The sequence below is a fragment of the Pseudomonas sp. JY-Q genome (assembly GCF_001655295.1).
Lineage (GTDB): Bacteria > Pseudomonadota > Gammaproteobacteria > Pseudomonadales > Pseudomonadaceae > Aquipseudomonas > Aquipseudomonas alloputida.
Genome location: NZ_CP011525.1, coordinates 3,965,582 through 3,991,938 on the forward strand (window position 1 = coordinate 3,965,582; position 26,357 = coordinate 3,991,938).

Annotated in this window: 27 protein-coding genes and 1 tRNA gene; 13 read left to right on the top strand and 15 right to left on the bottom strand. The window is 57.8% G+C overall.

What is annotated here, in order from left to right:
• Positions 1-73: 73 nt before the first annotated feature.
• The 6 genes from mmsB to AA098_RS18090 all read right to left on the bottom strand — a co-directional run bounded on the left by mmsB (position 74) and on the right by AA098_RS18090 (position 7,055).
• The gene (gene mmsB, locus AA098_RS18065) at positions 74-1,264 is read right to left on the bottom strand and encodes a multiple monosaccharide ABC transporter permease (protein ID WP_004576116.1); all 1,191 of its coding nucleotides are present in this window, start codon (positions 1,262-1,264) and stop codon (positions 74-76) included.
• Positions 1,261-2,796: a multiple monosaccharide ABC transporter ATP-binding protein gene (mmsA, locus tag AA098_RS18070; RefSeq protein ID WP_064614857.1), complete on the bottom strand. Its 1,536-nt coding sequence runs from the start codon at positions 2,794-2,796 to the stop codon at positions 1,261-1,263. The genes mmsB and mmsA overlap by 4 nt, the downstream gene beginning before the upstream one ends.
• A gap of 55 nt (positions 2,797-2,851) precedes the next feature.
• Positions 2,852-3,919, bottom strand: coding sequence for a multiple monosaccharide ABC transporter substrate-binding protein (chvE, locus tag AA098_RS18075; RefSeq protein WP_004576114.1), 1,068 nt, complete (start codon positions 3,917-3,919; stop codon positions 2,852-2,854).
• 93 nt (positions 3,920-4,012) lie between these two features.
• Positions 4,013-5,098: a Gfo/Idh/MocA family protein gene (locus tag AA098_RS18080; RefSeq protein WP_004576113.1), complete on the bottom strand. Its 1,086-nt coding sequence runs from the start codon at positions 5,096-5,098 to the stop codon at positions 4,013-4,015.
• A gap of 51 nt (positions 5,099-5,149) precedes the next feature.
• Positions 5,150-6,145: an inositol 2-dehydrogenase gene (iolG, locus tag AA098_RS18085; protein WP_004576112.1), complete on the bottom strand. Its 996-nt coding sequence runs from the start codon at positions 6,143-6,145 to the stop codon at positions 5,150-5,152.
• Between the two features lie 43 nt (positions 6,146-6,188).
• Positions 6,189-7,055 (bottom strand): sugar phosphate isomerase/epimerase, encoded by an 867-nt coding sequence (locus tag AA098_RS18090; protein WP_004576111.1) that lies wholly within the window; start codon positions 7,053-7,055, stop codon positions 6,189-6,191.
• Between the two features lie 318 nt (positions 7,056-7,373).
• On the opposite strand from AA098_RS18090, the gene AA098_RS18100 reads away from it, so the two are divergent.
• From AA098_RS18100 to AA098_RS18110, 3 genes are all read left to right on the top strand, one after another.
• On the top strand, positions 7,374-8,288 hold the full coding sequence (locus tag AA098_RS18100) for a LysR family transcriptional regulator (RefSeq protein WP_004576110.1): 915 nt from the start codon (positions 7,374-7,376) through the stop codon (positions 8,286-8,288).
• 104 nt (positions 8,289-8,392) lie between these two features.
• Entirely contained in the window at positions 8,393-8,776 is a 384-nt protein-coding gene (locus AA098_RS18105) for a nuclear transport factor 2 family protein (RefSeq protein WP_054888883.1), read from the top strand.
• 75 nt (positions 8,777-8,851) lie between these two features.
• On the top strand, positions 8,852-9,916 hold the full coding sequence (locus tag AA098_RS18110) for a maleylacetate reductase (RefSeq protein ID WP_371044591.1): 1,065 nt from the start codon (positions 8,852-8,854) through the stop codon (positions 9,914-9,916).
• Positions 9,917-9,974: 58 nt separating this feature from the next.
• Here AA098_RS18110 and AA098_RS18115 read toward each other — a convergent pair whose 3' ends face one another.
• A complete protein-coding gene (locus tag AA098_RS18115; RefSeq protein ID WP_004576106.1) occupies positions 9,975-10,889 on the bottom strand; it encodes a LysR family transcriptional regulator in 915 nt (304 codons plus the stop codon).
• Positions 10,890-11,045: 156 nt separating this feature from the next.
• Here AA098_RS18115 and AA098_RS18120 point away from each other — a divergent pair, with 156 nt between their 5' ends.
• A complete protein-coding gene (locus AA098_RS18120; RefSeq protein ID WP_054888882.1) occupies positions 11,046-11,918 on the top strand; it encodes an intradiol ring-cleavage dioxygenase in 873 nt (290 codons plus the stop codon).
• Positions 11,919-11,977: 59 nt separating this feature from the next.
• Positions 11,978-12,283 (top strand): Dabb family protein, encoded by a 306-nt coding sequence (locus AA098_RS18125; protein ID WP_004576104.1) that lies wholly within the window; start codon positions 11,978-11,980, stop codon positions 12,281-12,283.
• Between the two features lie 664 nt (positions 12,284-12,947).
• Here AA098_RS18125 and AA098_RS18130 read toward each other — a convergent pair.
• The 5 genes from AA098_RS18130 to AA098_RS18145 all read right to left on the bottom strand — a co-directional run bounded on the left by AA098_RS18130 (position 12,948) and on the right by AA098_RS18145 (position 17,419).
• On the bottom strand, positions 12,948-14,306 hold the full coding sequence (locus AA098_RS18130; protein WP_064614858.1) for a carbohydrate porin: 1,359 nt from the start codon (positions 14,304-14,306) through the stop codon (positions 12,948-12,950).
• Between the two features lie 224 nt (positions 14,307-14,530).
• Complete coding sequence (locus tag AA098_RS18135; protein WP_033726603.1) at positions 14,531-15,994, bottom strand: sugar porter family MFS transporter; 1,464 nt, start codon at positions 15,992-15,994, stop codon at positions 14,531-14,533.
• Between the two features lie 337 nt (positions 15,995-16,331).
• On the bottom strand, positions 16,332-16,703 hold the full coding sequence (locus AA098_RS29880) for a cytochrome b (protein ID WP_306300675.1): 372 nt from the start codon (positions 16,701-16,703) through the stop codon (positions 16,332-16,334).
• A complete protein-coding gene (locus AA098_RS29885; protein ID WP_004576100.1) occupies positions 16,700-16,879 on the bottom strand; it encodes a hypothetical protein in 180 nt (59 codons plus the stop codon). Before AA098_RS29885 ends, AA098_RS29880 begins: the two co-directional genes overlap by 4 nt.
• A 450-nt stretch (positions 16,880-17,329) precedes the next feature.
• A tRNA-Ser gene (locus AA098_RS18145) sits at positions 17,330-17,419 on the bottom strand.
• Between the two features lie 253 nt (positions 17,420-17,672).
• Here AA098_RS18145 and AA098_RS18150 point away from each other — a divergent pair.
• Positions 17,673-18,344 (top strand): Bax inhibitor-1/YccA family protein, encoded by a 672-nt coding sequence (locus AA098_RS18150; protein ID WP_003251184.1) that lies wholly within the window; start codon positions 17,673-17,675, stop codon positions 18,342-18,344.
• Positions 18,345-18,491: 147 nt separating this feature from the next.
• Here AA098_RS18150 and AA098_RS29570 read toward each other — a convergent pair whose 3' ends face one another.
• Positions 18,492-18,668, bottom strand: coding sequence for a hypothetical protein (locus tag AA098_RS29570; RefSeq protein WP_162996115.1), 177 nt, complete (start codon positions 18,666-18,668; stop codon positions 18,492-18,494).
• Here AA098_RS29570 and AA098_RS18155 point away from each other — a divergent pair.
• The 7 genes from AA098_RS18155 (at position 18,659) to AA098_RS18185 (ending at position 23,567) form a co-directional block, all read left to right on the top strand.
• Positions 18,659-20,038, top strand: coding sequence for a nucleobase:cation symporter-2 family protein (locus AA098_RS18155; RefSeq protein ID WP_003251186.1), 1,380 nt, complete (start codon positions 18,659-18,661; stop codon positions 20,036-20,038). The two genes, AA098_RS29570 and AA098_RS18155, sit on opposite strands and share 10 nt — an antisense overlap.
• Before the next feature lie 95 nt (positions 20,039-20,133).
• Positions 20,134-20,526, top strand: a complete 393-nt coding sequence (gene tusD / locus AA098_RS18160) for a sulfurtransferase complex subunit TusD (RefSeq protein WP_003251188.1) — start codon at positions 20,134-20,136, stop codon at positions 20,524-20,526.
• A gap of 1 nt (position 20,527) precedes the next feature.
• Positions 20,528-20,887, top strand: coding sequence for a sulfurtransferase complex subunit TusC (gene tusC, locus AA098_RS18165; protein ID WP_003251191.1), 360 nt, complete (start codon positions 20,528-20,530; stop codon positions 20,885-20,887).
• Entirely contained in the window at positions 20,887-21,183 is a 297-nt protein-coding gene (gene tusB, locus AA098_RS18170; protein WP_003251193.1) for a sulfurtransferase complex subunit TusB, read from the top strand. Before tusC ends, tusB begins: the two co-directional genes overlap by 1 nt.
• The gene (locus tag AA098_RS18175; RefSeq protein WP_003251195.1) at positions 21,180-21,515 is read left to right on the top strand and encodes a TusE/DsrC/DsvC family sulfur relay protein; all 336 of its coding nucleotides are present in this window, start codon (positions 21,180-21,182) and stop codon (positions 21,513-21,515) included. Before tusB ends, AA098_RS18175 begins: the two co-directional genes overlap by 4 nt.
• Positions 21,512-22,513, top strand: coding sequence for a glycosyl transferase family protein (locus AA098_RS18180; protein ID WP_064614859.1), 1,002 nt, complete (start codon positions 21,512-21,514; stop codon positions 22,511-22,513). Before AA098_RS18175 ends, AA098_RS18180 begins: the two co-directional genes overlap by 4 nt.
• Before the next feature lie 94 nt (positions 22,514-22,607).
• Complete coding sequence (locus AA098_RS18185; RefSeq protein ID WP_004576098.1) at positions 22,608-23,567, top strand: glutathione S-transferase family protein; 960 nt, start codon at positions 22,608-22,610, stop codon at positions 23,565-23,567.
• Positions 23,568-23,672: 105 nt separating this feature from the next.
• Here AA098_RS18185 and cysG read toward each other — a convergent pair whose 3' ends face one another.
• Both cysG and serS read right to left on the bottom strand, forming a co-directional pair.
• Complete coding sequence (cysG, locus tag AA098_RS18190) at positions 23,673-25,064, bottom strand: siroheme synthase CysG (protein WP_064614860.1); 1,392 nt, start codon at positions 25,062-25,064, stop codon at positions 23,673-23,675.
• Positions 25,065-26,345 carry a serine--tRNA ligase gene (serS, locus tag AA098_RS18195; RefSeq protein ID WP_014859311.1) on the bottom strand — a complete coding sequence of 427 codons (1,281 nt, stop codon included), beginning with the start codon at positions 26,343-26,345 and terminating at the stop codon, positions 25,065-25,067.
• Positions 26,346-26,357 lie beyond the last annotated feature (12 nt).

Genomic DNA, 26,357 nt, shown 5'->3' on the forward strand with positions numbered 1-26,357 from the left:
AGCTTTTCCGCCACTACACAGCAGAAAAAAATCCCGGCTCAGTAGCCGGGATTTTTCCATCAGATCCGAGCCTCTACGCCCTGTTCTTCTGGTACACGTCTACAAACACGGCGGCCAGCAATACTGCCCCCTTAATCATTTGCTGGTAGTCAACGCCAATGCCCATGATCGACATGCCGTTGTTCAGCACCCCCATGATGAAGGCACCGATCACCACGCCCATCACCTTCCCTACCCCACCGGATGCCGAGGCTCCCCCAATAAATACGGCGGCAATGACGTCCAGCTCGAAACCGCTGCCGGCGCGGGGGGTTGCGCTGTTCAGGCGTGCCGCAAAGATCAGGCCTGCCACAGCAGCCAGTACACCCATGTTCACAAATGTGAAGAAGGTGACCCGAGCGGTGTTGATACCGGAAAGCTTCGCGGCCTTCAGGTTGCCGCCCACTGCGTAGATCCAACGCCCGATCACCGTCCGATTCATGATGAACGTGTACAGGCCGATGAGCGCACACATGATGACCAGTACCGTAGGAAGCCCTCGGTAAGTCGCCAACATGAAGCAGAAGGCGATGATGGCCCCACCCAGGATGCCATGCTTGAGCGCAAACAAAGACAGGGGCATAACCTCTCCACCAGCTTTGCTGACCCTCCTACGAGCACGCCATTCAATCCAAAGGAAGCACGCAACTACCAATACACCAAGCACCAGGGAGGTGACTTTGAGACCTTGGCCTTGGAAGGGGTCAGGCAGGAAGCCCGCACTCAGGGCGACGAACTCTGCCGGGAATGGCCCAATCGACTGCCCTTCACCAATGGCGATGGTGGCCCCACGGAAGATCAGCATGCCGCCCAGTGTCACGATGAATGAGGGCATTCCCCAGAACGCCACCCAGTAGCCTTGGGCAGCACCTATGAGGCCGCCGATGAACAAGCAAAGCAGTGATACCGTGATGAAGTCGAACTGGTACTGCACCATCAACACAGCTGCTATCGAACCGATAACCCCAACGATGGAGCCAACTGATAAATCGATGTGACCGCAGACGATGACCATGAGCATGCCCAAGGCCATGACCACGATGTAGCTGTTCTGCAAGATCAGGTTGGTCAGGTTGAGAGGCTGGAGCAATGCGCCGCCCGTGGCGATTTGGAAGAACACGATGATGACGAGCAAAGAGCTCAACAACCCGTACTCGCGGGCACCTCGTTTGATAGCAGGAAGCAAGCTCGGTTTTGCCGCCACAGGGGCGATGACATCAGTCATTGGATGACCTCATTTTTCATGATGGCGTGCATGATTCGCTCTTGAGACGCCTCTTTGATTGGGAATTCCCCGACGAACCTTCCCTCGTTCATCACATAGATCCGGTCGCAGGTGCCGAGCAGTTCGGGCATCTCCGAAGAGATCATGATCACGGTCTTGCCCTTCGCCACTACCTGGTTAACCACCCCATAGATCTCGTACTTGGCACCCACGTCGATCCCCCTGGTGGGCTCATACAGGATCAGGACTTCGGGGTCGGAGAACAGCCATTTCGCGAGTACCACCTTCTGTTGGTTGCCGCCAGAGAGCCGCTCTACAGGTTGGCGAAGATCGGGGCTTCGAATGCGCAGGGTTTTCTTATAACCATCACCAACGCCAAGCTCCTCGGTCTCGTTGATGATCCACCGGCGTGCCAGGGATTTCAGGCTGGCCAGGCTTACGTTCCGCCCAATGCCATCGGCCAGCAATAGCCCGGCGCCCTTGCGATCCTCAGTGGCGTAGGCGATACCGTTATCAATGGCTTCACGCACGCTGCGCACGCGGAGCTGCTGCCCATTCAGGCGAACGGCTCCTCGAATGTTCTTGCCGAAAGAACCACCGAAAATGCTCATTGCGAGTTCTGTACGACCAGAGCCCATGAGGCCTGCAATACCCACCACCTCACCTTTGCGAGCATAGAAACTCACGTTGCGGATGAAGTCCTCGCCCGGGCGCTCCGGATGCTCCACCGACCAGTTCTCCACCTCAAGCTGCTTCTCACCGAGGTTTGGCTCTCTGCTCGGGTAACGGTCGGCCAGCTCACGGCCAACCATCGCCTGCACGACCCGGTTTTCGCTCAACGGCGACTCACGACAATCAATGACGTCCACCGTCGTCCCGTCCCGGATGACCGTAACCCCGTCCGCCACACGTGATATTTCGTTGAGCTTGTGGGAGATGATGATCGACGTGATGTCCTTCGCTTTCAGCTCGAGCATGAGCTCCAGAAGCCGCTCGCTATCCTTCTCGTTGAGGCTGGCGGTAGGCTCATCAAGGATCAAAAGGCGAACGTCCTTGCCGAGCGCCTTTGCAATCTCGACGAGTTGCTGCTGACCGATGCCCAGTTGGTTTACACGGGTCTGGGGCGAAACCTCCAGGCCTACCTTTTCCAGCAAAACCTTCGCTTTGCGATGTGCATGCGACCAGTCGATAACTCCCCTGGTTGCAACTTCGTGCCCAAGGAAAAGGTTTTCAGTGATCGAGAGCATCGGCACAAGTGCAAGCTCCTGGTGGATGATGCAGATCCCCAAGGCCTCGCTGTCACGCAGGTCGCTGAACTGGCGTACCTCACCGTCAAACCTTATCGACCCTTCGTAACTTCCGGCAGGATAGACACCACTCAGGATTTTCATCAGGGTGGATTTCCCAGCGCCGTTCTCACCGCAAATGGCGTGGATTTCACCCTTGCCCACCTGAAGATTCACACTGGTGAGGGCTTTAACCTGGCCAAAACTTTTTTGAATGCCGCGCATGTCAAGAAGATGAGGTGACATGGCTCTCCTCCTATCTCAAAAGCGGCCCGGAAGCCGAGCCGCTGACATTGGGCAATTACTGCAGACGGTCTTGGGTGTAGTAGCCGGAATCGACCAGAACCTTTTGCACATCCTTGGCTTCTACGGAAACTGGCGAGAGAAGCTGGGTAGGAACGACCATGGAGCCGTTGTTGTACGAGGTCGTGTCGTTTACCAGAACATCCTTGCCTTGAAGGGAGCTGTCCATCATCACGGCTGCAGCTTCAGCCAAGGCGCGAGTGTCTTTGAACACGGTCGAATGCTGGTCACCCCGGATGATCGCTTTCACGCTAGGAATTTCCGCATCCTGGCCTGTCACGACAGGCATCGGATTGCCGCCGCTACCGTAGCCAACCCCCCGCAGCGAAGAGACCACACCCACCGCGAGCTGGTCGTTCATCGCAAGCACGGCATCGAGATGAGATTTGCCGTAGAAGGCGCTGAGAATATTGTCCATCCGGGACTGGGCAAGTGCCCCATCCCAGTTCAGCGTGGCGACCTGGTCGAGCTTGACCTGCCCGCTACGGATCACGAGCTTGCCGCTATCAATGTAAGGTTGCAGAACGGACATCACCCCGGCATAGACGACGTGAGCGTTGTTGTCGTCAGTGGAGCCCGCGAAGATTTCGAAATTGAATGGCCCGGTACCTTCGTTCAACTTCAAGGCACTGACAATGGACTCCCCCTGGAGCACGCCAGTTTTATAGTTGTCGAAAGTAGCGTAGTAGTCGAAGTCTTTGGAGTTTCGGATAAGACGGTCATAGGAAATGACCGTGATGCCCTTTTCCTTGGCCTGGCGAAGCAAGTCCGTCATCGTGGTGCCATCGATAGGAGCGATGATCAATCCCTTGACGCCTTTTACCAGCAGGTTTTCCAGCTGGGACAACTGAGTGGAAACTTCGTACTGGGCATATTGAATATCGGTTTTGTAGCCAAGCTTGGTAAGCGCATCCACCATGCTTTGACCATCGGAGGTCCAACGTGCCTCCGCTTTAGAGGGCATTGAAATACCGATCAACCCTTTAGTGTTTTCTTCTTTCTTTGAGCAGCCGACAACCGCAACCGCTACGCACAGAGACGCAGCAAGCTTCATGAACTTGTTCATAACGTTCACCTATTACTGTAGCCATTATTTTTCTTTTTACTCAGAACCGCCCCCATTGCGGGGGCGGTACAGCAAGGTGGAGCGAGTAACTACTTAGCCGAGCTTAACTTCCTGACCTGCTTTATCGGAGGACTCAAAAATTGCCTCCAGCAGGATGTTGATGTTGTGAGCCTGGCTAGCTGGCACTTGCGACGGTGTACCGTTCTGCAAGGCCTGGACGAACGCCGCAGCTTCACGGTCGAAGTACACCGGATTACCGATTTCAGCGATCTCGGGGGAGTACACGGTTTTGCGTACCGCCCAGATTTCGGGGAAGCTGGTTTCATTCCAGTGAGTCCAACCTTGCGGATGGCCATTTTTGCCGTCGTGGTACAGCTTGTAGGACGCCGGCATTGGAGTGGAATGCATCACACCATGGGTACCGTAGGCAGTGATGTCCCAGGTTTCAGTCCACGGCATCGGATCCCACGACATGAAGTCGATGGTGACCATCTTGTCGTCGTAGTTCAGAACAGCGGCAGCCGCATCTTCACGAGCAGAATCGCTCATCTGGCCAGCGAACTTGCTAATGCGGGCGTTCACGGAGCGCGGCATGCCGAAGTGCAGGAGGATCCGGTCGATGGTGTGGCAACCAATCACATAGAACGCACCGCCACGGTCACCTGGCTGCTTCATGTGGTTGGTATCAGCTTCATCATGGGAGCAGCCGGCGTGGGCACGTACTTGAAGTACCTTGCCGATCTCTCCGCTCTCGAGAACCTTCTGCATTTTTTCCACCGAAGGAGCGAACCTCCAGCAGTAGCCGACCTGGAACAGACCACCGGTACGCTCAACGGCCTCGACGATGCGCTGGGTGTCCTGCGGCCCACGACCAGCTGGTTTCTCACACAGCACAGCCTTACCTGCTTCCAGAGCTTCAATTGCCCAGTCGGCCATCAGGTAGCTCTTCGGGTGAACCAGCACTACGTGAACATCAGGGTCGGCCAGGATTTCGTCCTTGGTGCGAGCCTCGAGCTCAAGCGCATCAACGAACGGCTGCAGCAGCGGGCTGTCGTCATAGGCGCCGAGGAAGCGAACGCCTGGGATACGCTTGAAGGCTTTGACGCGTCCCGAAGTATGCGGGTGGGTAATACCCAGGCAAGCGACGCCCAGTGGTTTGCCATTCAGATTCAGCGACATTGTTGTTCTCCTATCTCACGAAATCGGGCGCCCGAAGGCGCCCGTCGTCAATCAAAGCTTTACAGCGCGACCAGTGCTTACGGACTCGACACAAGCATCAGCCAGGCGCAGGGCCTGGAGGCCGTCAAACGGAGTAACCGGCAGCGGCTTCTCTTGCACCAGAGCTGCAACAAAGGCGTCCAGTTCGGACTTGTAGGCCTGCTGGTAGCGCTCCAGGAAGAAGTTCAGCAGCGGCTCACGGGAGTCAGTTGCTTCCTGAGTCCAGCGGCGCATGGTGGTTGGGCGCAGGTTGTCTTGGAGCAGCATGCCTTTGGAGCCAAAGACTTCGATACGCTGGTCGTAGCCGTAAACGGCCTGACGGCAGTTGTTGATATGGCACTGCTTACCGCTGGCGGTCTTCATGTGCACCATCGCGGTGTCGTAGTCGTCGTACTTTTCCATCAGGGGGGAGTCGACCAAACGGCTACCCATGGCGGTGATTTCCACCGGCTCTTCACCCAGCAGCCAGCGACCGATATCCAGGTCATGGATGGTCATGTCGCGGAAGATACCGCCGCTGTGTTGAATGTAATCTTCTGGAGCAAGGCCAGGGTCGCGGCTGGAGATGATGACCTGGCGCACTTCACCGATTTCACCGGCGATGATCGCTTCACGCATCGCTGCGAAGGTGGTTTCAAAACGGCGGTTGAAGGCCAGCATGACGCGACCGTTCAGGCCTTCGATTTCTTCGACGGCTGCTTGGCTTTTCAGCAGGTCCAGATCAATCGGCTTTTCGCACAGAACAGCTTTACCCTGGCGAACCGCACGCATCATCAGCTGGATGTGGGTATTGGTTGGGGTACCGATGACGATGGCGTCAACGTCATTGCGGTCGATTGCGGCTTCGCAATCGGTCATCGCGTCAGCACCCAGAGCGCCGGCCAGGGACTGAGCTGCGGAAGCATAGGGATCGGCCACAGCGATCAGACGAGCATTTGGGTTTGCGGCAACATTGGCTGCGTGAATTTTGCCGATACGGCCTGCGCCCAGAACTGCAATTCCAACCATGATGAATTCCTCGTTGTTCTTAAAGTGATGGTTAAACGCGGGCTCAGAAACGCGCGTGTACGAATTGGGCCATCGTCGAGTCGAAGGCACGCTTGGCCACGACATCCAAGGGCAGCTTGCGCAGCTCAGCCGAGATGAGCTCCACACCCCATGGGCCGCGATAGCCGGTGTCGAGAATTGCCTGAACGAAGTGCGGGAGATCCAGCTGCCCCTCACCGCAGCATTTACGGTGGTGGGTGGAGTCGTTGAACACATCACCGACCAACGCCAGGTCAGCGTCATCGATCTCGACGCCTTTGATCAGCTCAAGAGGAATCTTGCTGATCTCATCAAAGCCCATACCACCACGAGCGATGTGCCAGCTATCGACCATCAGGCCACCGTTAGGGCGAACGCCTTCGGATACAGCCAGCGCCTTATCGATGGTGTTAACGCTGGAGAACGGCAGAAACTCGATAGCTACGTTGACGTTGTACTCAGCAGCCTTGTCGCACAGGATTGCGAACGAATCACGCATCAGAGGCACATCTACATCGCCCTCTTCAAAGAGCCCTGCCGCACATTTCAGGCGAGTGGCGCCGACATCTGCAGCGATGTCGAGCAGCTCTTTGCACATACGATCCGACACCGAACGACGCTCGCAAGCCAGGTGCCAGTCGATCAGGAACTCGACCTCCAGGTGCTTCATGCCGTTGTCTTGGAAAATCTGGCGAACGGTTGGCAGCCCAAGTTTTTCGATGGAGTGAACGATGTCGGAGTACACCAACCCCATGCCCCGCCAGCCGGCTTTGGAAGCTGCTTCGGCGCGTTCCTGCAAGGTGTAAGGACTGATTTCACTCTGCGCACCTGGGTAGGTGTCACCTGCGATAGTCCAGTAGGAGGCGATCAGATCAACTTGATTACTAGGCATGTCGAATCACTCAAATTACGAGAGAAAAGCGAACGGTGTTCGCGAAGCACGAAGCTCCATCCAGGTGAATACCGCCCACGGGAAGCTGGGTAAGGCGTTCAGGAAGATGAAAGTTGTTGAGGTCGAGCAACAAGAAGGACGAGCGGAAGCCTCGGAATGGCTGACCGCGAAAATATGAAGTGCACGAAGCTTGGGCTTGGCGTCTCATGGTTTGTACCAATTCTTGTTTTTGTGACGTTGAGGTGAGTCTAATTTCTCCCATGGAAGGAAAAAACCCGTAAGATCGGGATACAGCTTCCCACCTAGCGGGAGAATCGCGTGGATCCGTTCAAAGAAGTCGAGTTTTTTATCCAAGTGGCCGAGGCAGGCAGCATCAGCAAGGCAGCCGAGCGACTTGGATTATCTGTCTCTGCGGCAAGCCGGCACCTAATCGCTTTGGAAACGAGGTTGGGTGTTCGCCTTGTGCAGCGCACAACAAGGCAACTGTCACTCACCGAGGTGGGAGAGGAGTTCTACAGGCGCACCAGGTCTGTGATGGCAGACCTGAAAGAAGCCGAGAGCGTGGCCAGGGACGCGGTAGTGCAGCCACGTGGTGTGCTCCGGGTTACTGCCTCCCTTTCATTCTGCCTGCTCCACATCGAACCGCTGCTTCCTGAGTTCACTCGGCGCTACCCCGAGATCAGTGTCGACGTGATTGCTGCCAACCGATACCTGGACGTGATGGAAAACAACGTAGACGTCGCCATCCGCACCAGGCAGTTCGAAGCAGATAACAACCTCACGATCAGGCGCCTGGCAGAAACCCGTAGGATCCTCGCCGCCTCCCCCGCTTACCTCGAGAAGAACGGCATCCCCAAGCATCCGATGGATCTTATCCGCCACAAGATGCTGGTCTACGACTATGCGATCAACCCGACCGAGCTGCCATTCAAGCGACGTGATGAAACCGCAACAGTGAATGTGAGATCATTCATTTCTGCCAATGACGGCCAGTTTGTATTGAAGGCAGCACTCGATGATCTCGGGATTTTGATCCAGCCGAAATACATCGTGCAGGATCACCTGGAGCGTGGAGAACTCGTCTCGGTGTTGGACGACTGGGATCTACCTCGCCTGACGATGAACATCGCTTTCCAGACTCGCAGGCACATGCCCGCAAAGGTTCGACTCTTCATTGAGGCCTTAGCAGAACGCTTCCGAAAAAATGATTACGAGCGACTCTGGACTAAGTGACCAGTTTTTCACAGGTGAAATAAAGATTTCCCGAAAACCGGTTTTTAACCGATTACGGTAAATATACGCTGACCCGACCAAGTACAAGATTCAGGTCAGCCAGCATGATCCACATCACCGAAGAGATCAGATCTCACATTCATGATCTGGAAGGTCGTCGATATCGCGCCATGCTGGAGGGCGATATCGACACCTTTATCACCCTCTCCCACCCGGGCCTCACCTATACCCACTCCACAGGTGTCGTCGACTCGCTATCGAGTTATGTGGCCAAGTGCAGGGACGGCTACTACCAGTACCTCAACCTCGACGTCCCCATCGACAACATTCAAGTCCTCGGCAACGTTGCGATTGTGCACGGTCGAATGGCCGGTGAGATCGTAGCCGGCGGCACTCACAAAACGCTGAATAACCGCACTCTTTCCATATGGTCGTCATTGGGTGGCGAGTGGAAGTTTCTGGCCTACCAGCCGACCCCCATCAAATAGCGCACCGTAATTCATCTGCAGCGCTCCGCCTGCTGCCATTTGCAGTCAACAACAATAGGACTAGAACCCGTGGCTATCGCGAATTTCACCTACACCGGTCTTCCTTCCCGCGTCATCTTCGGAAAAGGCTCTCTTCAGCAACTCGAAGCTGAAATTGATCACTTGGGATCGCGCCGTGCGTTGGTACTCTCGACTCCAGAACAGCGTAGCCAGGCAGAGCGCATCGCTGACATCTTGGGCTCTCGCGCTGCCGGCATCTTCGACAAGGCCGTCATGCACGTCCCAATTGAAACTGCTCGAGAGGCTCGCCAGGTCGCCCTGGAATTGGGGGCTGACTGCGCAGTTGCTATCGGCGGAGGGTCGACTACCGGCCTGGGTAAAGCAATTGCCCTGGAATCCGGTCTCCCAATCCTGGCTATCCCTACCACCTATGCCGGCTCAGAGATGACCTCGGTTTATGGTCTGACTGAAAATGGCATTAAGCGGACTGGCAAGGATGTGCGCGTCCTGCCGAAAACCGTGATCTACGATCCAGAGTTGTCCGCAACGCTGCCAGTTGAGCTGTCCGTAACCAGCGGCATGAACGCCATCGCTCACGCAGCGGAAGGCTTGTATGCGCAGGACGGCAACCCTGTGATGTCGCTGATCGCCGAAGAAGGCATCCGCGCAATGGCCGAAGGCCTGAAACTGATTCTCGAGAATCCGGAAGATCTGGATGCTCGCTCGGACTGCCTGTACGGAGCCTGGCTGTGCAGCACCGTCCTGGGCAACGTCGGGATGGCGCTCCACCACAAGCTCTGCCACACCCTGGGCGGCAGCTTCAATCTGCCTCACGCACCAACGCACACTATCGTGCTGCCGCACGCTATTTCCTACAACTCAGAAGCGGCACCTGATGCGGCTGCCCGCATCGTTCGGGCCCTGGGTGGGAAATCTGCCTCGGCAGGCCAAGCGCTGTACGACCTGTCCAAGTCCTTGGGTGCGCCCCTGGCGTTGAAATCCTTGGGCGTCAACGAAGCCGACATGGATCGCGCTACTGAAATTGCGCTGGCCAACCCTTACTGGAACCCTCGCCCAATCGAACGTGGTGCGATCCGCGAGCTGCTTCAGAACGCTTATGAAGGTAACCGCCCAGTTTAAGTTGCGGATTTGCCTTAACCCACTCAATCCTCGTGCGGGGGGTTGAGTGGGTCTTTTTTTACCTCGTCCAATACCGCTCGTAGCCTTCCTTCTTGAAATGCTCTAGCAGGAAATCGATGAACAGTCGGGTCTTCGCAGGCATGTAGCGACGATCCTGGAAGGCAAGGTTTATCGTCAATCGCGGCAAATCCCAGTCATCAAGAACAGGGAGCAATCTGCCGGCAACCAAGTCGTCGTAGATGATGTACTTGGGCTGAACCAAAATCCCTGCACCGGCAAGCGCCGCAGCTCTAACTATCTGCCCGTCGTTCGACTCCATCGAAGGCTGAATCTTGACCGAAGCCCTCTCCTCCCCTCTGGTGAACTCCATCGAGTTGGGATGGTTCGCGTGGCTATAGATAAGCAGGTCGTGATTCTCGAGGTCGGCCACTGTTTTTGGATACCCACGCTGGGCCAAGTATGACGGGGATGCTGCAAGCACTCTCCGCGTTTCCGCCAAGCGCCGAATCGTGATGTTGGAGTCAGCCTCAAATTCTCGGGTACGAATCGCGAGGTCAATCTCCGTATCCATGATGTCGTAGTACCGGTTGGCACCGATGATCTTCACCTTGATACCTGGGTACAGACGCTTAAATGCCGGCACCAGAGGCGCTAGGTGAAGCATGGAGAAGGAAATCGTCGCCGTGATAGTCAGGGTACCGGTGGGCTCGACCAACGCCGCATTCACCGATGCTTCGGCCTCAGCCCATTCAGCAAGCAAGGCCTTACAACGCCCATAAAAATCATGCCCCGCGTTGGTCAACGCTAAGCGCCGAGTATTTCGGTCGACCAGACGCACTCGAAGCCGACTCTCGAGCGCTGCCAGGTGTCGGCTCGCTGCAGCATTGGAGATGTCCAATTTTTCAGCGGCCTTGCTCAGCGTTCCCAGCTCTGCTGTCTGAACGAAGAGCTCTATCTCGGTGTAGCGATCCACGGGACGCCTCTCAGTTTTTCACGGGTGAAACAAAGAATTTCATTGTCAGTATTTTATTCCACTGGGAAGCACTTTAGCGTAGTTACACCAATTCGAAAATGCTGGGGAAGCCCCCAACATCGCCGATTACAAGAATGAAGGAACCAGGGGCAACCAATGAGAAATCTGGACGAACACACTATTACCCAGGCCGTTTTGACTCGAAACGCCAACGCTGATGACGCGCGCCTGCGCGAGATCATGACCAGCCTGGTTCAGCACCTCCACGCCTTCGCTCGTGAGACAAAACTCACCGAGCCAGAGTGGGAGAAAGGCATCGAATTCCTGACCGCAGTGGGCCAGATCTGTTCTCCGACGCGCCAGGAATTCATCCTTCTCTCGGACACGCTTGGCCTGTCCACCCTCGTGACGGCACAGAACCACAAGAAGCCAGACGGCTGCACTGAAGCCACCGTGTTCGGCCCATTCCACGTGCAGAATGCCCCACAGTACGACCTCGGCACCGACATCAGCGATGGTTTGCCGGGCGTGCCATGGTATGTGCGTGGCTCTATTAAAGACATCGATGGCAACCCAGTGCCTCACGCTGTCATCGAGGTATGGCAGGCTGACGACGCCGGCTTCTACGACGTCCAGAAACCCGAGGTCGGCCAAGAAACCTATCAGGGCCGCGCCGTCCTGCAGGCCGATAGCGAAGGCCTCTACCACTTCAAAACCATCGTTCCTGAGTGCTACCCGATTCCCCACGATGGCCCGGTAGGCAAAATGCTCCAGGCGCTAGACCGCCACCCGTGGAGGCCGGCGCATCTGCACTTCATGATCATCTCGCCGAATCACGAACGCCTGGTAACCCACGTCTTCCGTGAGCATGGTGAGTACCTGGATTCCGACGCCGTATTCGGTGTCCGCTCTTCACTCATCGCCGACTGGGTAGAGCATCAGCCTGGCGTTGATCCATACGGTGAGAAAGTCGAAACCCCGTACTTCACTCTCGACTTTGACTTTGTTCTGAACCCAGTCACCCGATAACAAAAATCCACTCCAGCCCGAGCCTTAGCTCGGGCGTTGCCCTTCCCTGGAGCTCCCAAATGCAACCTGTAAAACACATTGTTATGTGGAATTTACGCGGTGACAGTGAACAAGAACGCACCGATAACATTCACAAAGTGAAGAGCGAGTTCGAGTCGATCCGACACGAGATCCCAGGCCTCAAGCTTCTCGAAATCGGTGTCGACTTCAGCAAAATCGACTACGCATGCCATGTCGTGCTGTATTCGGAGTTCGAGTCGGTTCAGGCGCTCCAGGACTACGCAACCCACCCCGCCCACATCCGCGTGAAAGAGGCTCTGGGCAACCTGCGAACCCATCGGTACCAAGTCGACTACGTAGGCTAAGACGTCTCCACGATAGCCCGTTGCAACGACGGGCTATTCACACGCAGAGTGAGCAGGTGCCAGGAAAATCCAGCTTGCTTTTAGCCCCCTTACAAGAGCACTTTGGTCGCAACGAATGCTCGAGTCGAGCCCACGGATCAAATGAAATGACGGCTCCTCACTCCATTATCGAACGCGACAAAATCCTAACCTAGACGCCACGACTAGCAAAGCGCCATCATAGAAGGCTAGATGGCGCCTGCCCTCTACCTAGACTAGGGCACTTGCCTGAATAAACTCAAAGGCGTACTCCACCCTTCAGATAAAATAGGCCGAAATATAGAAAAGGATTCCGAGCAAGTCGCAAAGTTTTTAGCAATAAATTCTTGATCATCCTCGGCACACTCTCACTTGTGTGCTGCATCGCAACTTACTTAAGAACCGAGCTAAGTGGTGGACTTGGTAGCATAGGGGCTGTTGCGGGTATTCTTCTATGCGCAGCTTCAGCTAGAAACTAAAGAAAAGACTGACAGAGCTCTGCTCGTATTGAGCGGATTCGTCACGTTCGCCGTGCAAAAATGCTCCCTGAAATTAAATGGATTCTTCTAACAAAACAACCAACCCTAGCGACTTACCAAATAAAAAAGCCCGACATATGAGCCGGGCTATTGGTTTATGCAAATTCTTAGAATTTGACTGCCATCTTCAAGCCTGCAACAACCGCACTATCGACCTCATCCACACCACCCGGGTGACGGATGTACTGAAGGTTCGGTCTCAGGGTGAGCCAGGGCGTTACGGCAAATCCGTAGTAGATCTCCGCATCGTATTCGGTATCACGTATGGGCATGAACGCCGGGTTGTCGTAGTTGTTGATGCCCGCAAGCTGGTTGGTGAGACTGGCATGCTTGGCGACCGCTGGGTTGACGTGGATACGTGCGACCCCAAAGCCGAAGTCATCCTTCGGACGTGAGTCGAACGGGCCCTTATACGACACACCTGCCTGAACGAAATTGTCGACCAGGTTAGTTTCCTTATCATGCATCGTGGCATTGAAGAAGACAGACAGACCGCGATCAGTGGAGCCACCGCGAGACGTCATCTGTTGCTGGATGACAATCCAAGAGCCGTGCTTGCTGCCGTGGCTCTGAAATGCCCCGCCTGAGACCGGCTGTGGCTGGCCGTCGGCGCCGTCGAAGACATCGTCAGCCTTTGCATTGCTGTAGTAATACCCAGCTCGATATTCGCCTGACAGGCCATTTACCTTCGGCGTCCAGACCAGCTCTACAGGGAACAAGGCCCCCTCAGCACCACTGCCGCTGAGCTTGAAGCCATTGCCGGTCTCAAGGTAGGAAGAGTTGACCTCAAAGGCCCCCACCTGCGCATAGATCTCTGGCGTGATCTTGTATTTCACCCGCGCTGCCCACTGGCTTACAGGCCAGTTGTACCAAACGGAGCCCGCCCAGTTCGCCACCTGGGCACCGCAGAAGGCATTGTTCTGGAAATCGCAGGGGAAGGTGTTGAAGTCCTCACCTTCACCGAAGCGCCCGAATTTCACATCCAGATCACCATCCAGAAACTCCTGACTCAGCCACATCTGCGTGAGGCGCCAAGTCTGCCCACGCCCATAAACCTCCTGGGTCGAGCTGAGCATGCCTGCGCGGGGATCACCAATCCGGTCACCCTCTAGGTTGCGACCACTGCGCTCGGTAATCATCAGCTGGAACTTCGCCCCTTGCCACCCGGCAAGCTTGTTCATATCCAACGTCGTCCCCAGGGCGAGTTGGTCGGTGTAGCGCGCAGTCTTGTCCTGATTGTACCCACCGTGCAAATTTGCAGCGGCCTCCCCCACATACTCAACTGTGATATCAGCCCCCTTGTCATGCAGCTCAGACCTCAAACCACCCCAGTCGCCAGTCAAGTAGTTCGACGCCTCAAACTTTTCATCCGCCCTTACATGATCTGAAATCAAACCAATCAGACCCAACACAGTAACACCAAGCAGAACGCGGGGATTAACCGGGTGAAGATAAACGACTGGCATATACTCTCCTACTGTACTTTTATTATTTTACGAAGTGCGAGCTTATGAGCAGAAGCTCTACTGCTGGAACGACACGCAAACGAGCCCACCTCCACGTGCCAAGCACTGAAAGCGAGCAATGATCAAGAGGGTTTAAGCGTAAGAATTCAAAGCTGGCTGGAGGTTATATGCAGTGACACCACTGCTTAGGTAGTGCCACTGCAGGTACAACTATTTACGCAGGATTACCAAGAAATACTTGTTTTGGCTTCAACGCTTGCTTCTTGACGTGAGTCACTTTTGCCAGCAAAGCGACGCTCCATGAGTCGCTCGATTTCTTCCAGCGAAAGCCCCCTGGTCTCTGGAACACAGCGCAGACAGAAAATAATCGAGAACACATTAACCACAGCGAACAGGAAGAAGGTCATGCCACCGAAGTAGCTCAAGGTAATTGGGAAGGCAAAAGCTACGATGGCATTGAAGATCCAGAACAGTCCCACCGCGATCCCGTTCATGACGCCGCGAGAGTGGGTCGGGAAAATTTCCGACATCAGTACCCAGTAGACAGGGCCGATGCACATTTGCATGAAGAAGAGGAACACGAGGATACCAGACAGTGCCAGATAGCTCTGCGTCAGCGAACTAGGCATGAAGTTGATCACAACACCCAGGAAGATCTGGGTCAGGACAACAACCGCCAGCCCCAAGATCAGCATTGGCCGACGACCCATGCGACTGATGGCCCACATGCCGATCATGCAAGCAATTACCGAAATCACACCATTACCAATGGTAGCTACCAGGGCAGCACTGGTTCCCATGCCGGTGGATTTGAGGATGCTCGGGGTGTAGTACATGAATGCATTCACGCCGGTCGCTTGGATAACAAAGCCAAGACCAATCCCCACCAGCAGCAGCTTCATCAGCCATGGCTCACTGAGCTTGCTGACCATCGTGGTATGAGTGCGCTCGTAACTGCACTGCTCGACGATTTCCTTCACCTCCTCATCAGTTTCCTTCTCGGTATCGCGCAGGCCCAGCAATACCTTGCGAGCCTCATCAACGCGCCCTTTGGTCACCAGCCAACGAGGTGAAGTCGGGACGAAATTCGTGCCTATGTACAACAGGGCAGCGGGGATCAAAGCAATCGCCAGCATGTATCGCCAAATAGCTGGGTTCTCAAACAGATGAGCCAGGAGAGCGCTCAAGATGTAGGCCAGGCATTGGCCGGAGACGATCATCAATTCACTCTGACAGACCAGCCTCCCCCGGTGTTTGGGCCCGGCAAGCTCGGCGATGAATACAGGAACGATAGAAGAAGCGCCGCCGACAGCGATGCCCAAGGCAAAGCGAATCATGATCATGGCCCAAATACTTGGGGCCAGTGCACTACCGATAGCGCCGAAGGCGAACAGAAGCGCGAGGAGCCTCAGTACCAGCAGACGACCGTAGCGGTCTGCAAGGTGACCGGCAGCGAACGCGCCTACCGCACCACCAAAAATCAAAGAGGATGCAACCGCGCCTTCAGTGACAGGAGTCAGACCGAGACCACCTTCACTCGGATCGAGGGTCATGAATGGGAGAGCACCCGAGATCACGCCGGTGTCGTAACCGAAGGCAAGAGAACCCATGGTTGCGATGGCCGCTACGCGCCAGAGGATCTTGGATTTTTGGCTAGGCAAGGCATGGTCGCCAGGTTGCATGAGCATCTACCTTTTTTAGATTTATGTAGTTGGTAGTGGGAGGCTATCCCCGCAACATGCAAAAAAAAACAGGCGAAAGGGAAATGTGTTTTTCCCTCATGAAAAGCTGACGGATGATGGGAGGTTTTTTGTTTCAGAAACGAATGATTGGATCCAGTGGGGCTCCACCACACCTCGCCCGAAGATTTCTCCGACAAATCCTAGCGCCCGTGGGTAGCGCGCGGTCTACAGACAAGCCGCAAGCTGCTCGACATACGAACGACCGACTAAGCCGGCAATGGCTAGTCCCTCTGCAGGGCATCACAGGCAGTGAAGAGCGGCCATAAACAGGCCCACTCCTGCTTCAGTGATTTCCGCCTGGGAGCATCCCCTTCAGTACGGCGTCCCTGTCGATGAAATGTTGCTTCAGAGCAGCTGCAATATGCCCTACAACGAGCACCCCGCAGAACCAACCCACATAGGTGTGAATCGCCTTGGCCGTGGCATACATTCCTTCATCAGCATCTACCAGAGGCGGCAGCGGGAACAAGCCGGCAACCATGATTGGCCTCTCCGCAACCGAACTCCAGTACCAACCGGATACAGGCAGTGCGATCAAAGCTACTCCATACAGGAGCCAATGCCCCACTGACGCTGCTTGCTGCATCGAGCGACTCCTTGTCTCTGGCATCCCTGGGGCAGGACGAGTCACCCGCCAGGCCAGTCGCAGAATCACCAGGAAAATAAGCGTGCTGCCATGGCCTTGTGCAGGAAGGTCAGAAAGTGGGCAGGATTCAACTCGTCTCGCCAGTGCACGGCCAAGAAGCCGATGACCCAAGCCACGATCCAAATGATGCCGCTGATCCAGTGAAGTTCCTTCGCCGTTGATGTGTAACCTTCAGCCTGTGACATAGCGCCTGCCAGCAAAAACAGGTCATGACTTTGGCGTCAAATCTAACAGTGCGGAATGACCAACCAACTCCCGACGCGAAAAACTGTTTTTCAGAAATGGACTTCACACCATCGCGAAAGTGAAGAGGTGAGTGCGTGTAGCCCCTTTCGGTGCCCGGTATAGAGAGGGTGGGCTACATTTGAACAACCTATTGCCTGAGCAGGGTTGGGATCTGAGCATGATGGGTTTGAAGGAGCTGTGAAAAGAAAGTACCGCTTTTACAGCGCAGACTAGAGAAGGCTATCTTCTTAAGGCATGGCAGCCTGACGTGGTGTGAGACCAGGCCTCAGTCAAATGTGCATTAGCGCGCAGCTGCTATACACCTTGTGCCTTCAGGTCAATAGCGATGGCTTAAAAAATGAGCTAAAAAAAAGGGCTAGATATCATTCTAGCCCTTTTTTCAACGATTTTGGCGGGGAACCAGGGATTCGAACCCTGGGAACGCTCTCACGTTCGCCGGTTTTCAAGACCGGTGCATTCAACCACTCTGCCAATTCCCCGATACTACCGCTAGGGTGTCCTGAAGCCTGAACCTGGCGACTACCTGAGATAAGAGCTCTAGGATAGTTGCTCATCGATGCTTTCAAGACCATTGCGTTAAACCACTCGGCCACGCTTCCAGCTCGTTTTGCGGCCGCCATAATACCTTAATGAAACACGCTGTCAAACTCTCTGTGTCGCGGGTTGCAGTAGCAATGGTAGACTCCTAGCATCTGAACGTCCGAAACCACAGGTTTACCAAGGAGTGTCGCCATGCGCGAACAGGATTACGCCGTCCACCACGGCCAGCAGGTCGAGCAGCAGGAGATCAGCAAGGTCCTGCGCAACACGTACAGCCTGCTGGCGCTTACTCTCGCCTTCAGCGGTGTCATGGCTTTCGTTGCCCAGCAGATGCGCGTCGGCTACCCGAACGTGTTCGTGGTGCTGATCGGCTTCTACGGGCTGTTCTTCCTTACCAACAAACTGCGTGATTCGGCCTGGGGCCTGGTGTCCACCTTCGCGCTTACCGGCTTCATGGGCTTCATCCTCGGCCCGATCCTCAACCGTTACCTGGGCATGGCCGGTGGCGCCGAGGTAGTGAGCTCCGCGTTCGCCATGACTGCGCTGGTATTTGGTGGTCTGTCGGCCTACGTGCTGATCACCCGCAAGGACATGAGCTTCCTCAGCGGCTTCATCACTGCAGGTTTCTTCGTTCTGCTGGGTGCTGTCGTTGCCAGCTTCTTCTTCCAGATCAGCGGCCTGCAACTGGCAATCAGCGCTGGCTTCGTGCTGTTCTCGTCGGTCTGCATCCTGTTCCAGACCAGCGCGATCATTCATGGCGGCGAGCGTAACTACATCATGGCGACCATCAGCCTGTATGTGTCGATCTACAACCTGTTTGTCAGCCTGCTGCAGTTGTTTGGCATCATGGGTCGTGACGACTGATTGATTGCTGTACCGCAAGAAGCCCGCTTAGGCGGGCTTTTTTGTAGGCGCTGGAAATGGGGCGGGCTGCGGGATGTTCGTCGGAAGAGGTTCAGCGCCTGATAGATCGAGCGGCGCCCGCGCAGCGCATCGCGAGCAAGCTCGCTCCTACATCAGTTTCGAGCCAACTATTCCTGCAATCACAATAACTGACCAAAAAGTCAGATAACCAGGCAAATGGTCGCCGATCATGCCGCCATCCTGCTTTTCTCTACCGCTATCTTTCATCACCCCGTAGAATGCGCTCCTTTTTTCTTCCGGGGCGGCTTTCAGCAATGAGCTCACACGAACACAGCCCAGGCGCAGCGGCGCCTGCCAATGAACTGGTGCTTGGTCTGGAGGACAAGCCACGGCTGTTGATCGGCCTGTTGGCAGCCCTGCAGCACCTGCTGGCGATCATCGTACCTATCGTCACCCCTGGCCTGCTGATCTGCCAGGCGTTGGGTGTATCTGCACGTGATACCAATTTGATCGTTTCGATGTCGCTGGTGATCTCGGGTATCGCCACCTTCGTCCAGTGCAAACGCTTCGGCCCATTTGGCGCGGGGCTGCTGATCGTTCAGGGCACCAGCTTCAACTTCGTCGGCCCGCTGATTGCCGGTGGTGCGCTGATGGTCAAGCAAGGCACGCCGGTCGAGGGCGTAATGGCAGCCATTTTTGGCGTAGTAATCGCAGGCTCGTTCGTCGAGATGGGCGTGTCGCGCATCCTGCCCTTCGTCAAACGCCTGATCACCCCGCTGGTGACTGGCATCGTGGTGTTGATGATCGGCCTGACACTGATCAAGGTCGGCCTGATCAGCATGGGAGGCGGCTTTGGTGCCATGGCCAATGGCACCTTTGCCAATGGCGAAAACCTGCTGATGTCGGGCGTGGTATTGGCGATCATCGTCGTTCTCAACCGTATCCCGGTGGTGTGGATGCGCAGCTGCGCCATCGTCATCGCCCTCGCGGTCGGCTATGCGCTGGCCGGTTTCCTGGGCCGCCTGGACTTTACCGGCATGCACGAGGCCGCGCTGTTCCAGGTGCCGACACCGCTGCACTTTGGCCTGGGCTTCTCGTGGGCGCTGTTCATTCCGATGCTGGTGATCTACCTGGTCACTTCGCTGGAAGCCATCGGTGACGTTACCGCCACCAGCAAGGTGTCGCGCCAGCCGGTCGAAGGGCCGGTGTGGATGCAGCGGATCAAGGGGGGCGTGCTGGTCAACGGCGCCAACTCGCTGCTGGCCGGTCTGTTCAACACCTTCCCTAGCTCGATCTTTGCCCAGAACAACGGGGTGATTCAGCTGACCGGTATTGCCAGCCGTCATATCGGTATGTGGATTGCCGTAATGCTGGTGTTGCTGGGTCTGTTCCCGAGTGTTGCCGGGGTGATTCAGGCCGTGCCGGAGCCGGTGCTGGGCGGCGCGGCGATGGTCATGTTTGGCGCGGTTGCGGCGTCGGGTATCAATATTCTGGCCAGCACCCGGCTGGACCGTCGGGCGCTGCTGATTATTGCGGTGTCGTTGGCGCTGGGGCTGGGCGTGGCGCAGGTGCCGGAATTCCTGGCGCACATGCCGGCGGCGATTCGCAACGTGCTGGAGTCGGGCGTGGCTACCGGGGGGATTTGTGCGCTGGTGCTGAACTGGTTCTTGCCGGAGGGCAAGGAGCAGGCTTGAACCTGGAGAGTGAATGATAAGCCCGCGCCCGCTTGCACAAGCGGGTGCGGGCTTTTTTGCTTTATCATGGCACCATTCCTTTGCATGAGTTAGCCATGAAATTCGCTATCGCGGTGTTCTCCCCGGCCCATGCGCCCTCTTCGCGACGCGCCCTGCGCTTCGCCGAGGCGGTGCTGGCCGGCGGGCATGAGATTGCCCGACTGTTCTTCTATCAGGACGGGGTGCACAGTGCCTCGGCCAACGTCGTCGCCCCCCAGGACGAACTGGACGTGGCTGGCCAGTGGCGCACGTTCATACAGACCCATCAGCTGGACGCCGTGGTGTGTATCGCCGCCGCCCTGCGCCGTGGCGTGCTCGACGAAGCCGAGGCCAACCGCTACCAGCGCCCAGCCGTGAACCTGCCCAAGCCCTGGGAACTGTCGGGGCTGGGCCAGCTGCACGAGGCCGCGCAAGTGGCCGATCGCCTTGTCTGCTTCGGAGGCGACTGATATGGCCAAGTCCTTGTTGATCATCAGCCGTCAGGCACCGTGGAATGGCCCCTCTGCCCGCGAGGCGCTGGACATCGCCCTGGCCGGCGGCGCGTTCGACCTGCCGATGGGCATGCTGTTCCTCGACGATGGTGTGTTCCAGCTCGCGCCGGACCAGCAACCCGCCGCCGTGCAACAGAAGAACCTGGCCGCCAACCTGCAGGCGCTGCCGATGTTCGGTGTCGAAGAACTGTTCGCCTGCAACCACAGCCTGGCCCGCCGCGGCCTGGCAGCCGAGACCCTGGCGCTGCCGGTGCAAGTGCTCGATGACGCAGCGCTGACCGCGCTGATAGCCCGTTTCGACCAGGTGATAACGCTCTGATGAAGACCCTGCATGTAATTGCCCATTCCCCGTTTGGCGACGAGCGCCTGGCCAGTTGCCTGCGCCTGCTCGGTGCCGAAGATGCCCTGCTGCTGTGCGGCGATGCCGTGTATGCCCTGCGCAGCGGCAGCGAGCCGCATGGCCATCTGCAAGCCGCCGGCCTGGCCCAGCGCCTGTTCGCCCTGGACGAGGATGTACAGGCCCGCGCGGTCGGCAACGACCTGGCAAAGGCCGTGGACTACGCCGGGTTCGTCGAACTGTCGCTGCAATACGACAAGGTCAACAGCTGGCTATGAATACGCTCACCGTTGGCGATCAGGCGATCGCCCTGGACAAGGATGGCTTCCTGGTCGACCTGCAAGACTGGTCCCACGACGCCGCCGAGGCTTTGGCCAAGCGCGAGGGTATCCCGTTGACGGCGGACCACTGGGAAATCCTCGAACTGCTCCGTCAGTTCTACCAGGAATACCAGCTGTCTCCGGCCACCCGCCCGCTGATCAAGTACACAGCCCTCAAGCTGGGCCCTGAAAAGGGCAACAGCCCGCACCTTAACCGCCTGTTCAACGGCACCCCCGCCAAACTTGCCGCCAAGCTGGCGGGCCTGCCCAAGCCGACCAACTGCATATGACTGAACCTCGTCCGCTCACTCTGGAAACCCCCGCCGAACACCCGTTCGCCGAATTCGTGCGCATTCTCGGCAAAGGCAAGCGCGGCGCGCGTGGCCTGACCCGCGAGGAGGCCCGTGCAGCCATGACCCTGCTGCTGGAAGGCAAGGTTGAAGACACCCAGCTCGGTGCCTTCCTCATGCTGCTGCGGCACAAGGAAGAAAGCGCCGAAGAGCTGGCCGGCTTCACCGAGGCCTTGCGCGCCCACCTGCAGGCGCCGCGCATCGCCGTTGACCTGGACTGGCCCACGTACGCCGGCAAGAAGCGTCACCTGCCCTGGTACCTGCTGGCCGCCAAGTGCCTGGCCAACAATGGCGTGCGCATCCTGATGCACGGCGGTGGCGCACACACTGCCGGGCGTATGTACACAGAGCAACTGCTCAACCCGCTGCAGATTCCGCTGTGCCGCGACTGGGCCGCCGTCGGCAACGCGCTGGACCAGCACCAGCTGGCATTCTTCCCGCTGCACGACTGGGCGCCGCAGCTGCAACGCATGATCGACCTGCGCAACACCCTGGGCCTGCGCTCGCCCATCCACTCGCTGGCGCGAGTGCTCAACCCGCTGGGCGCTCGCTGTGGATTGCAGAGCATCTTTCACCCCGGTTACCAGGCCGTGCACCGCGAGGCCAGCCGCTTGCTGGGCGACCATGCCGTGGTGATCAAGGGTGATGGCGGCGAAATCGAGGTCAATCCCGATGTCATCAGCCATCTCTACGGCACCACGGCGGGTGAGGCGTGGGATGAAGAGTGGCCAGCGCTGAGCGAACGTCGCCATGTCAAGCCGCCCAGCCTGCAGGCAGAACACTTGCTGGCGTTCTGGCGTGGCGAAGTGGAAGACAGTTATGGCGAGAAGGCCCTGATTGCGACCATGGCGCTGGCCCTGCATGGTTTGGGACAGCACCGCGAGCAGGCGTTCGTCACAGCGCAAGGCTACTGGGACACTCGAAATAGATCGATTTAGCCGATAATAGAACCGCGATCTTTGCGCTATTTCTTCGAACGATTTGGCCTAGACTGGGCTCCAACGACAAACAACTTTGTTTCAGGAGCTCACAATGGGCCTATTGATCGACGGCCGCTGGCACGACCAGTGGTATGAAAACGGCAAGGATGGCACGTTCAAGCGTGAGAATGCCCAGCGCCGCAATCAGCTGCCCGCCCCCGAGGCCGGCCGCTACCACCTGTATGTGTCGCTGGCCTGCCCGTGGGCCCACCGCACCCTGATCTTTCGCGCGCTGAAAGGCCTGGAGCCGTTGATCGACGTGTCGGTGGTCAGCTGGCTGATGCAGGACCATGGCTGGACCTTCGATCAGCAGCAAGGCTCCAGCGGGGACCACCTAGACGCCCTGCAGTACCTGCACCAGCGCTACACCCAGGATGACCCGCACTACACAGGACGCGTGACGGTGCCTGTACTGTGGGACAAGAAAGAGAAGCGCATCGTCAACAATGAGTCGGCAGAAATCATCCGCATTTTCAACAGCGCATTCAACGAGCTGACCGGCAATACCCTGGACCTTTACCCCGCATCGCTGCGCCCGACCATCGAAGCACTGAACGCACGTATCTACCCCGCGGTGAACAACGGCGTGTACCGCGCAGGCTTTGCTACCACGCAAGACGCTTACGAGGCTGCCTTCGACGACGTGTTCAACGAACTGGATTACCTGGAAGCCTTGCTAGGCCGCAATCGCTACCTGGCGGGTGAGTACCTGACCGAGGCTGATGTACGCCTGTTCACTACACTGGTGCGCTTCGATGCCGTGTACCACGGGCACTTCAAGTGCAACCTGCGCCGCCTGAGCGACTACCACAACCTGTCGAACTGGCTGCGTGAGCTGTACCAGTGGCCCGGGGTGGCGGGCACGGTGAACATGGAGCATATCCAGAAGCACTATTACATGAGCCACAAGACCATCAACCCGAACGGGATTGTGCCTAAAGGGCCTTTGCAGGACTTTGGCTTGCCGCATGATCGAGAGCGGTTGGTGGGCAAAGGGATTTGGCAGGCTTGAGAAAGCCGGGGCTGCTTTGCAGCCCATCGCGACACAAGGCCCACACACAAGGGCCTTGCAATGCCTGGGGCATGTGCGATGGGCCACAAAGCGGCCCCCACGATTTCAGCTGTTCTGCGAACCTTCGAACCAGGCCAGCTTGTCACGCAACTGCACCACCTCCCCCACAATCACCAGGGTCGGCGCATGCACCTCGTGCTGGGCCACCAGGTCTGGCAAGTCCGCCAAGGTGCCGGTGAACACGCGCTGATTACGCGTGGTCCCCTGCTGCACCAACGCCGCCGGGGTACTCGCGGCACGCCCGTGGCGAATCAGCTCGGCACAGATGGTCGGCAAGCCCACCAACCCCATGTAGAACACCAAGGTCTGCGCCGGCGCAACCAGGTCATTCCACGGCAGGTTGCTGGTGCCGTCCTTGAGGTGCCCGGTGACGAAGCGCACCGACTGGGCATAGTCGCGGTGAGTCAGCGGAATGCCGCCATACGCCGAGCAACCGCTGGCCGCGGTAATGCCCGGCACCACCTGGAACGGAATGCCATGCTCGGCCAGCTCTTCGATCTCTTCGCCGCCCCGGCCGAAGATGAACGGGTCGCCACCCTTCAGGCGCAGCACCCGCTTACCCTGCCGAGCCAGATCGACCAACAGACGGTTGATCTGGTCCTGCGGCACTGAATGATCAGCGCGGCGCTTGCCTACGTAGATACGCTCGGCATCACGGCGACACATATCGATGATGGCGGGTGCAACCAGGCGGTCGTACAGCACCACGTCGGCCTGCTGCATCAGGCGCAAGGCACGGAAGGTCAGCAAGTCCGGATCACCCGGGCCGGCACCAACCAAGTACACCTCACCGCCCTGCTGCACCGGTGCGCCGTCTACCATCGCCTGCAACAGACGTTCGGCTTCAGCACCCTGCCCGGCCAGCTGACGCTCGGCGATCGGCCCCTGGAACACGGTTTCCCAGAAGCCACGACGCTGGTTGACGTCCGGGTACAGGGATTTGACCTTGTACCGGAAGCGTGCCGCCAGCCCGGCCAGTTCACCATAGGCCGAAGGGATCCATGCCTCGAGCTTGGCGCGAATCAGGCGTGCCAGTACCGGGGCGTCACCGCCGCTGGAAACAGCAATAACCAGCGGCGAGCGGTCTACGATCGCCGGGAAGATCACCGTGCACAGGGCCGGCGCATCCACCACATTGACCGGCACGCTAAGCGCCTGCGCATCAGCCGACACCTGGGCATTCAGCCCAGGGTCGTCGGTCGCCGCGATCACCAACCGGCAACCGACCAGGTCGGCTGCCTGATAGCCACGCACCAGCACCTCACCGCCACCTTCCCGGGCCAACGCCGCCAACTGGCCGTCGACGTCCGGCGCCACCACGCGCAGCACACCGCCGGCATCGGCCAGCAGGCGCGCCTTGCGCAAGGCGATCTCACCGCCACCGACGACCAGCACGCGGCCGCCCTGCAGCTTGTGGAACAGCGGCAGGTAATCCATTTAGCGGATGACCTCGACGCCGCCCATGTAAGGCTTCAGCACTTCCGGCACCAGGATCGAACCGTCGGCCTGCTGGTAGTTTTCCAGCACAGCAACCAGGGTACGGCCTACGGCCAGCCCGGAGCCGTTGAGCGTGTGCACCAGCTCTGGCTTGCCGGTTTCCGGGTTGCGCCAGCGGGCCTGCATGCGGCGTGCCTGGAAGTCGCCACAGTTGGAGCACGAGCTGATTTCGCGGTACTTGTCCTGGCTCGGTACCCACACTTCCAGGTCGTAGGTTTTCACGGCGCCAAAGCCCATGTCGCCGGTGCACAGGGCCAGCACGCGGTACGGCAGCTCCAGCAGCTGCAGCACGCGCTCGGCGTTGGCGGTCAAGCCTTCCAGGGCTTCCATCGACTTAGCCGGCTCCACCACCTGCACCATCTCCACCTTGTCAAACTGGTGCTGGCGGATCATGCCGCGGGTGTCACGGCCAGAAGCACCGGCTTCGCTGCGGAAGCAAGGGGTGTGGGCAACCAGTTTGAGCGGCAGCTGCTTGGCGTCGAGGATTTCACCCGCCACCAGGTTGGTCAGCGACACTTCGGCGGTCGGGATCAGGTAGAAGTCAGCCTCGCCTTCGCGGGTGATCTTGAACAGGTCTTCCTCGAACTTCGGCAACTGGCCAGTGCCCTGCAGCGCGGGCGCCTGCACCATGTACGGGGTGTAGTGTTCCTCGTAGCCATGTTCGCCGGTGTGCAGGTTGATCATGAACTGCGCCAGGGCGCGGTGCAGACGGGCAACCGGACCACGCAGCACAGCAAAACGGGCACCGGACAGCTTGGCAGCCGCTTCGAAGTCCAGGCCACCGCTGATTTCACCGAGGGCCACATGGTCCTTGATTTCGAAGTCGAACGCCTTCGGCGTGCCCCAACGGCGCACTTCGACGTTGTCGTCTTCACTGGCGCCGACTGGCACGCTGGCGTCCGGCAGGTTGGGAATGGTCAGCAAGATGCTATCCAGCTCGGCCTGAATGGCGTCCAGCTCAGCCTTGCCGGCAGCCAGTTCGTTGGCCATGCGCTCGACGTCCGCCATCAGCGGGGCGATGTCTTCACCCTTGGCCTTGGCCTGGCCGATGGACTTGGAACGGGCGTTACGCTCAGCCTGCAGCTGTTCGGTGCGGGTCTGCACCGCCTTGCGGCGCTCTTCCAGTGATTCGATGCGCGCGACATCCAGGCTGAAGCCACGGGAGGCCAGGCGATCCGCCACTTCCTGAAGTTGGCCGCGTAACAGTTTGGAATCGAGCATATCGTTCTCTCG

What these genes read in the sequence shown, in the direction of transcription:
- mmsB (WP_004576116.1), bottom strand. Translation starts at nt 1,264, where the DNA reads ATGACTGATGTCATCGCCCCTGTGGCGGCAAAACCGAGCTTGCTTCCT.
- mmsA (WP_064614857.1), bottom strand. Translation starts at nt 2,796, where the DNA reads ATGTCACCTCATCTTCTTGACATGCGCGGCATTCAAAAAAGTTTTGGC.
- chvE (WP_004576114.1), bottom strand. Translation starts at nt 3,919, where the DNA reads ATGAACAAGTTCATGAAGCTTGCTGCGTCTCTGTGCGTAGCGGTTGCG.
- AA098_RS18080 (WP_004576113.1), bottom strand. Translation starts at nt 5,098, where the DNA reads ATGTCGCTGAATCTGAATGGCAAACCACTGGGCGTCGCTTGCCTGGGT.
- iolG (WP_004576112.1), bottom strand. Translation starts at nt 6,145, where the DNA reads ATGGTTGGAATTGCAGTTCTGGGCGCAGGCCGTATCGGCAAAATTCAC.
- AA098_RS18090 (WP_004576111.1), bottom strand. Translation starts at nt 7,055, where the DNA reads ATGCCTAGTAATCAAGTTGATCTGATCGCCTCCTACTGGACTATCGCA.
- AA098_RS18105 (WP_054888883.1), top strand. Translation starts at nt 8,393, where the DNA reads ATGATCCACATCACCGAAGAGATCAGATCTCACATTCATGATCTGGAA.
- AA098_RS18120 (WP_054888882.1), top strand. Translation starts at nt 11,046, where the DNA reads ATGAGAAATCTGGACGAACACACTATTACCCAGGCCGTTTTGACTCGA.
- AA098_RS18125 (WP_004576104.1), top strand. Translation starts at nt 11,978, where the DNA reads ATGCAACCTGTAAAACACATTGTTATGTGGAATTTACGCGGTGACAGT.
- AA098_RS18130 (WP_064614858.1), bottom strand. Translation starts at nt 14,306, where the DNA reads ATGCCAGTCGTTTATCTTCACCCGGTTAATCCCCGCGTTCTGCTTGGT.
- AA098_RS18135 (WP_033726603.1), bottom strand. Translation starts at nt 15,994, where the DNA reads ATGCTCATGCAACCTGGCGACCATGCCTTGCCTAGCCAAAAATCCAAG.
- AA098_RS29885 (WP_004576100.1), bottom strand. Translation starts at nt 16,879, where the DNA reads ATGTCACAGGCTGAAGGTTACACATCAACGGCGAAGGAACTTCACTGG.
- AA098_RS18150 (WP_003251184.1), top strand. Translation starts at nt 17,673, where the DNA reads ATGCGCGAACAGGATTACGCCGTCCACCACGGCCAGCAGGTCGAGCAG.
- AA098_RS18155 (WP_003251186.1), top strand. Translation starts at nt 18,659, where the DNA reads ATGAGCTCACACGAACACAGCCCAGGCGCAGCGGCGCCTGCCAATGAA.
- tusD (WP_003251188.1), top strand. Translation starts at nt 20,134, where the DNA reads ATGAAATTCGCTATCGCGGTGTTCTCCCCGGCCCATGCGCCCTCTTCG.
- tusC (WP_003251191.1), top strand. Translation starts at nt 20,528, where the DNA reads ATGGCCAAGTCCTTGTTGATCATCAGCCGTCAGGCACCGTGGAATGGC.
- tusB (WP_003251193.1), top strand. Translation starts at nt 20,887, where the DNA reads ATGAAGACCCTGCATGTAATTGCCCATTCCCCGTTTGGCGACGAGCGC.
- AA098_RS18175 (WP_003251195.1), top strand. Translation starts at nt 21,180, where the DNA reads ATGAATACGCTCACCGTTGGCGATCAGGCGATCGCCCTGGACAAGGAT.
- AA098_RS18180 (WP_064614859.1), top strand. Translation starts at nt 21,512, where the DNA reads ATGACTGAACCTCGTCCGCTCACTCTGGAAACCCCCGCCGAACACCCG.
- AA098_RS18185 (WP_004576098.1), top strand. Translation starts at nt 22,608, where the DNA reads ATGGGCCTATTGATCGACGGCCGCTGGCACGACCAGTGGTATGAAAAC.
- cysG (WP_064614860.1), bottom strand. Translation starts at nt 25,064, where the DNA reads ATGGATTACCTGCCGCTGTTCCACAAGCTGCAGGGCGGCCGCGTGCTG.
- serS (WP_014859311.1), bottom strand. Translation starts at nt 26,345, where the DNA reads ATGCTCGATTCCAAACTGTTACGCGGCCAACTTCAGGAAGTGGCGGAT.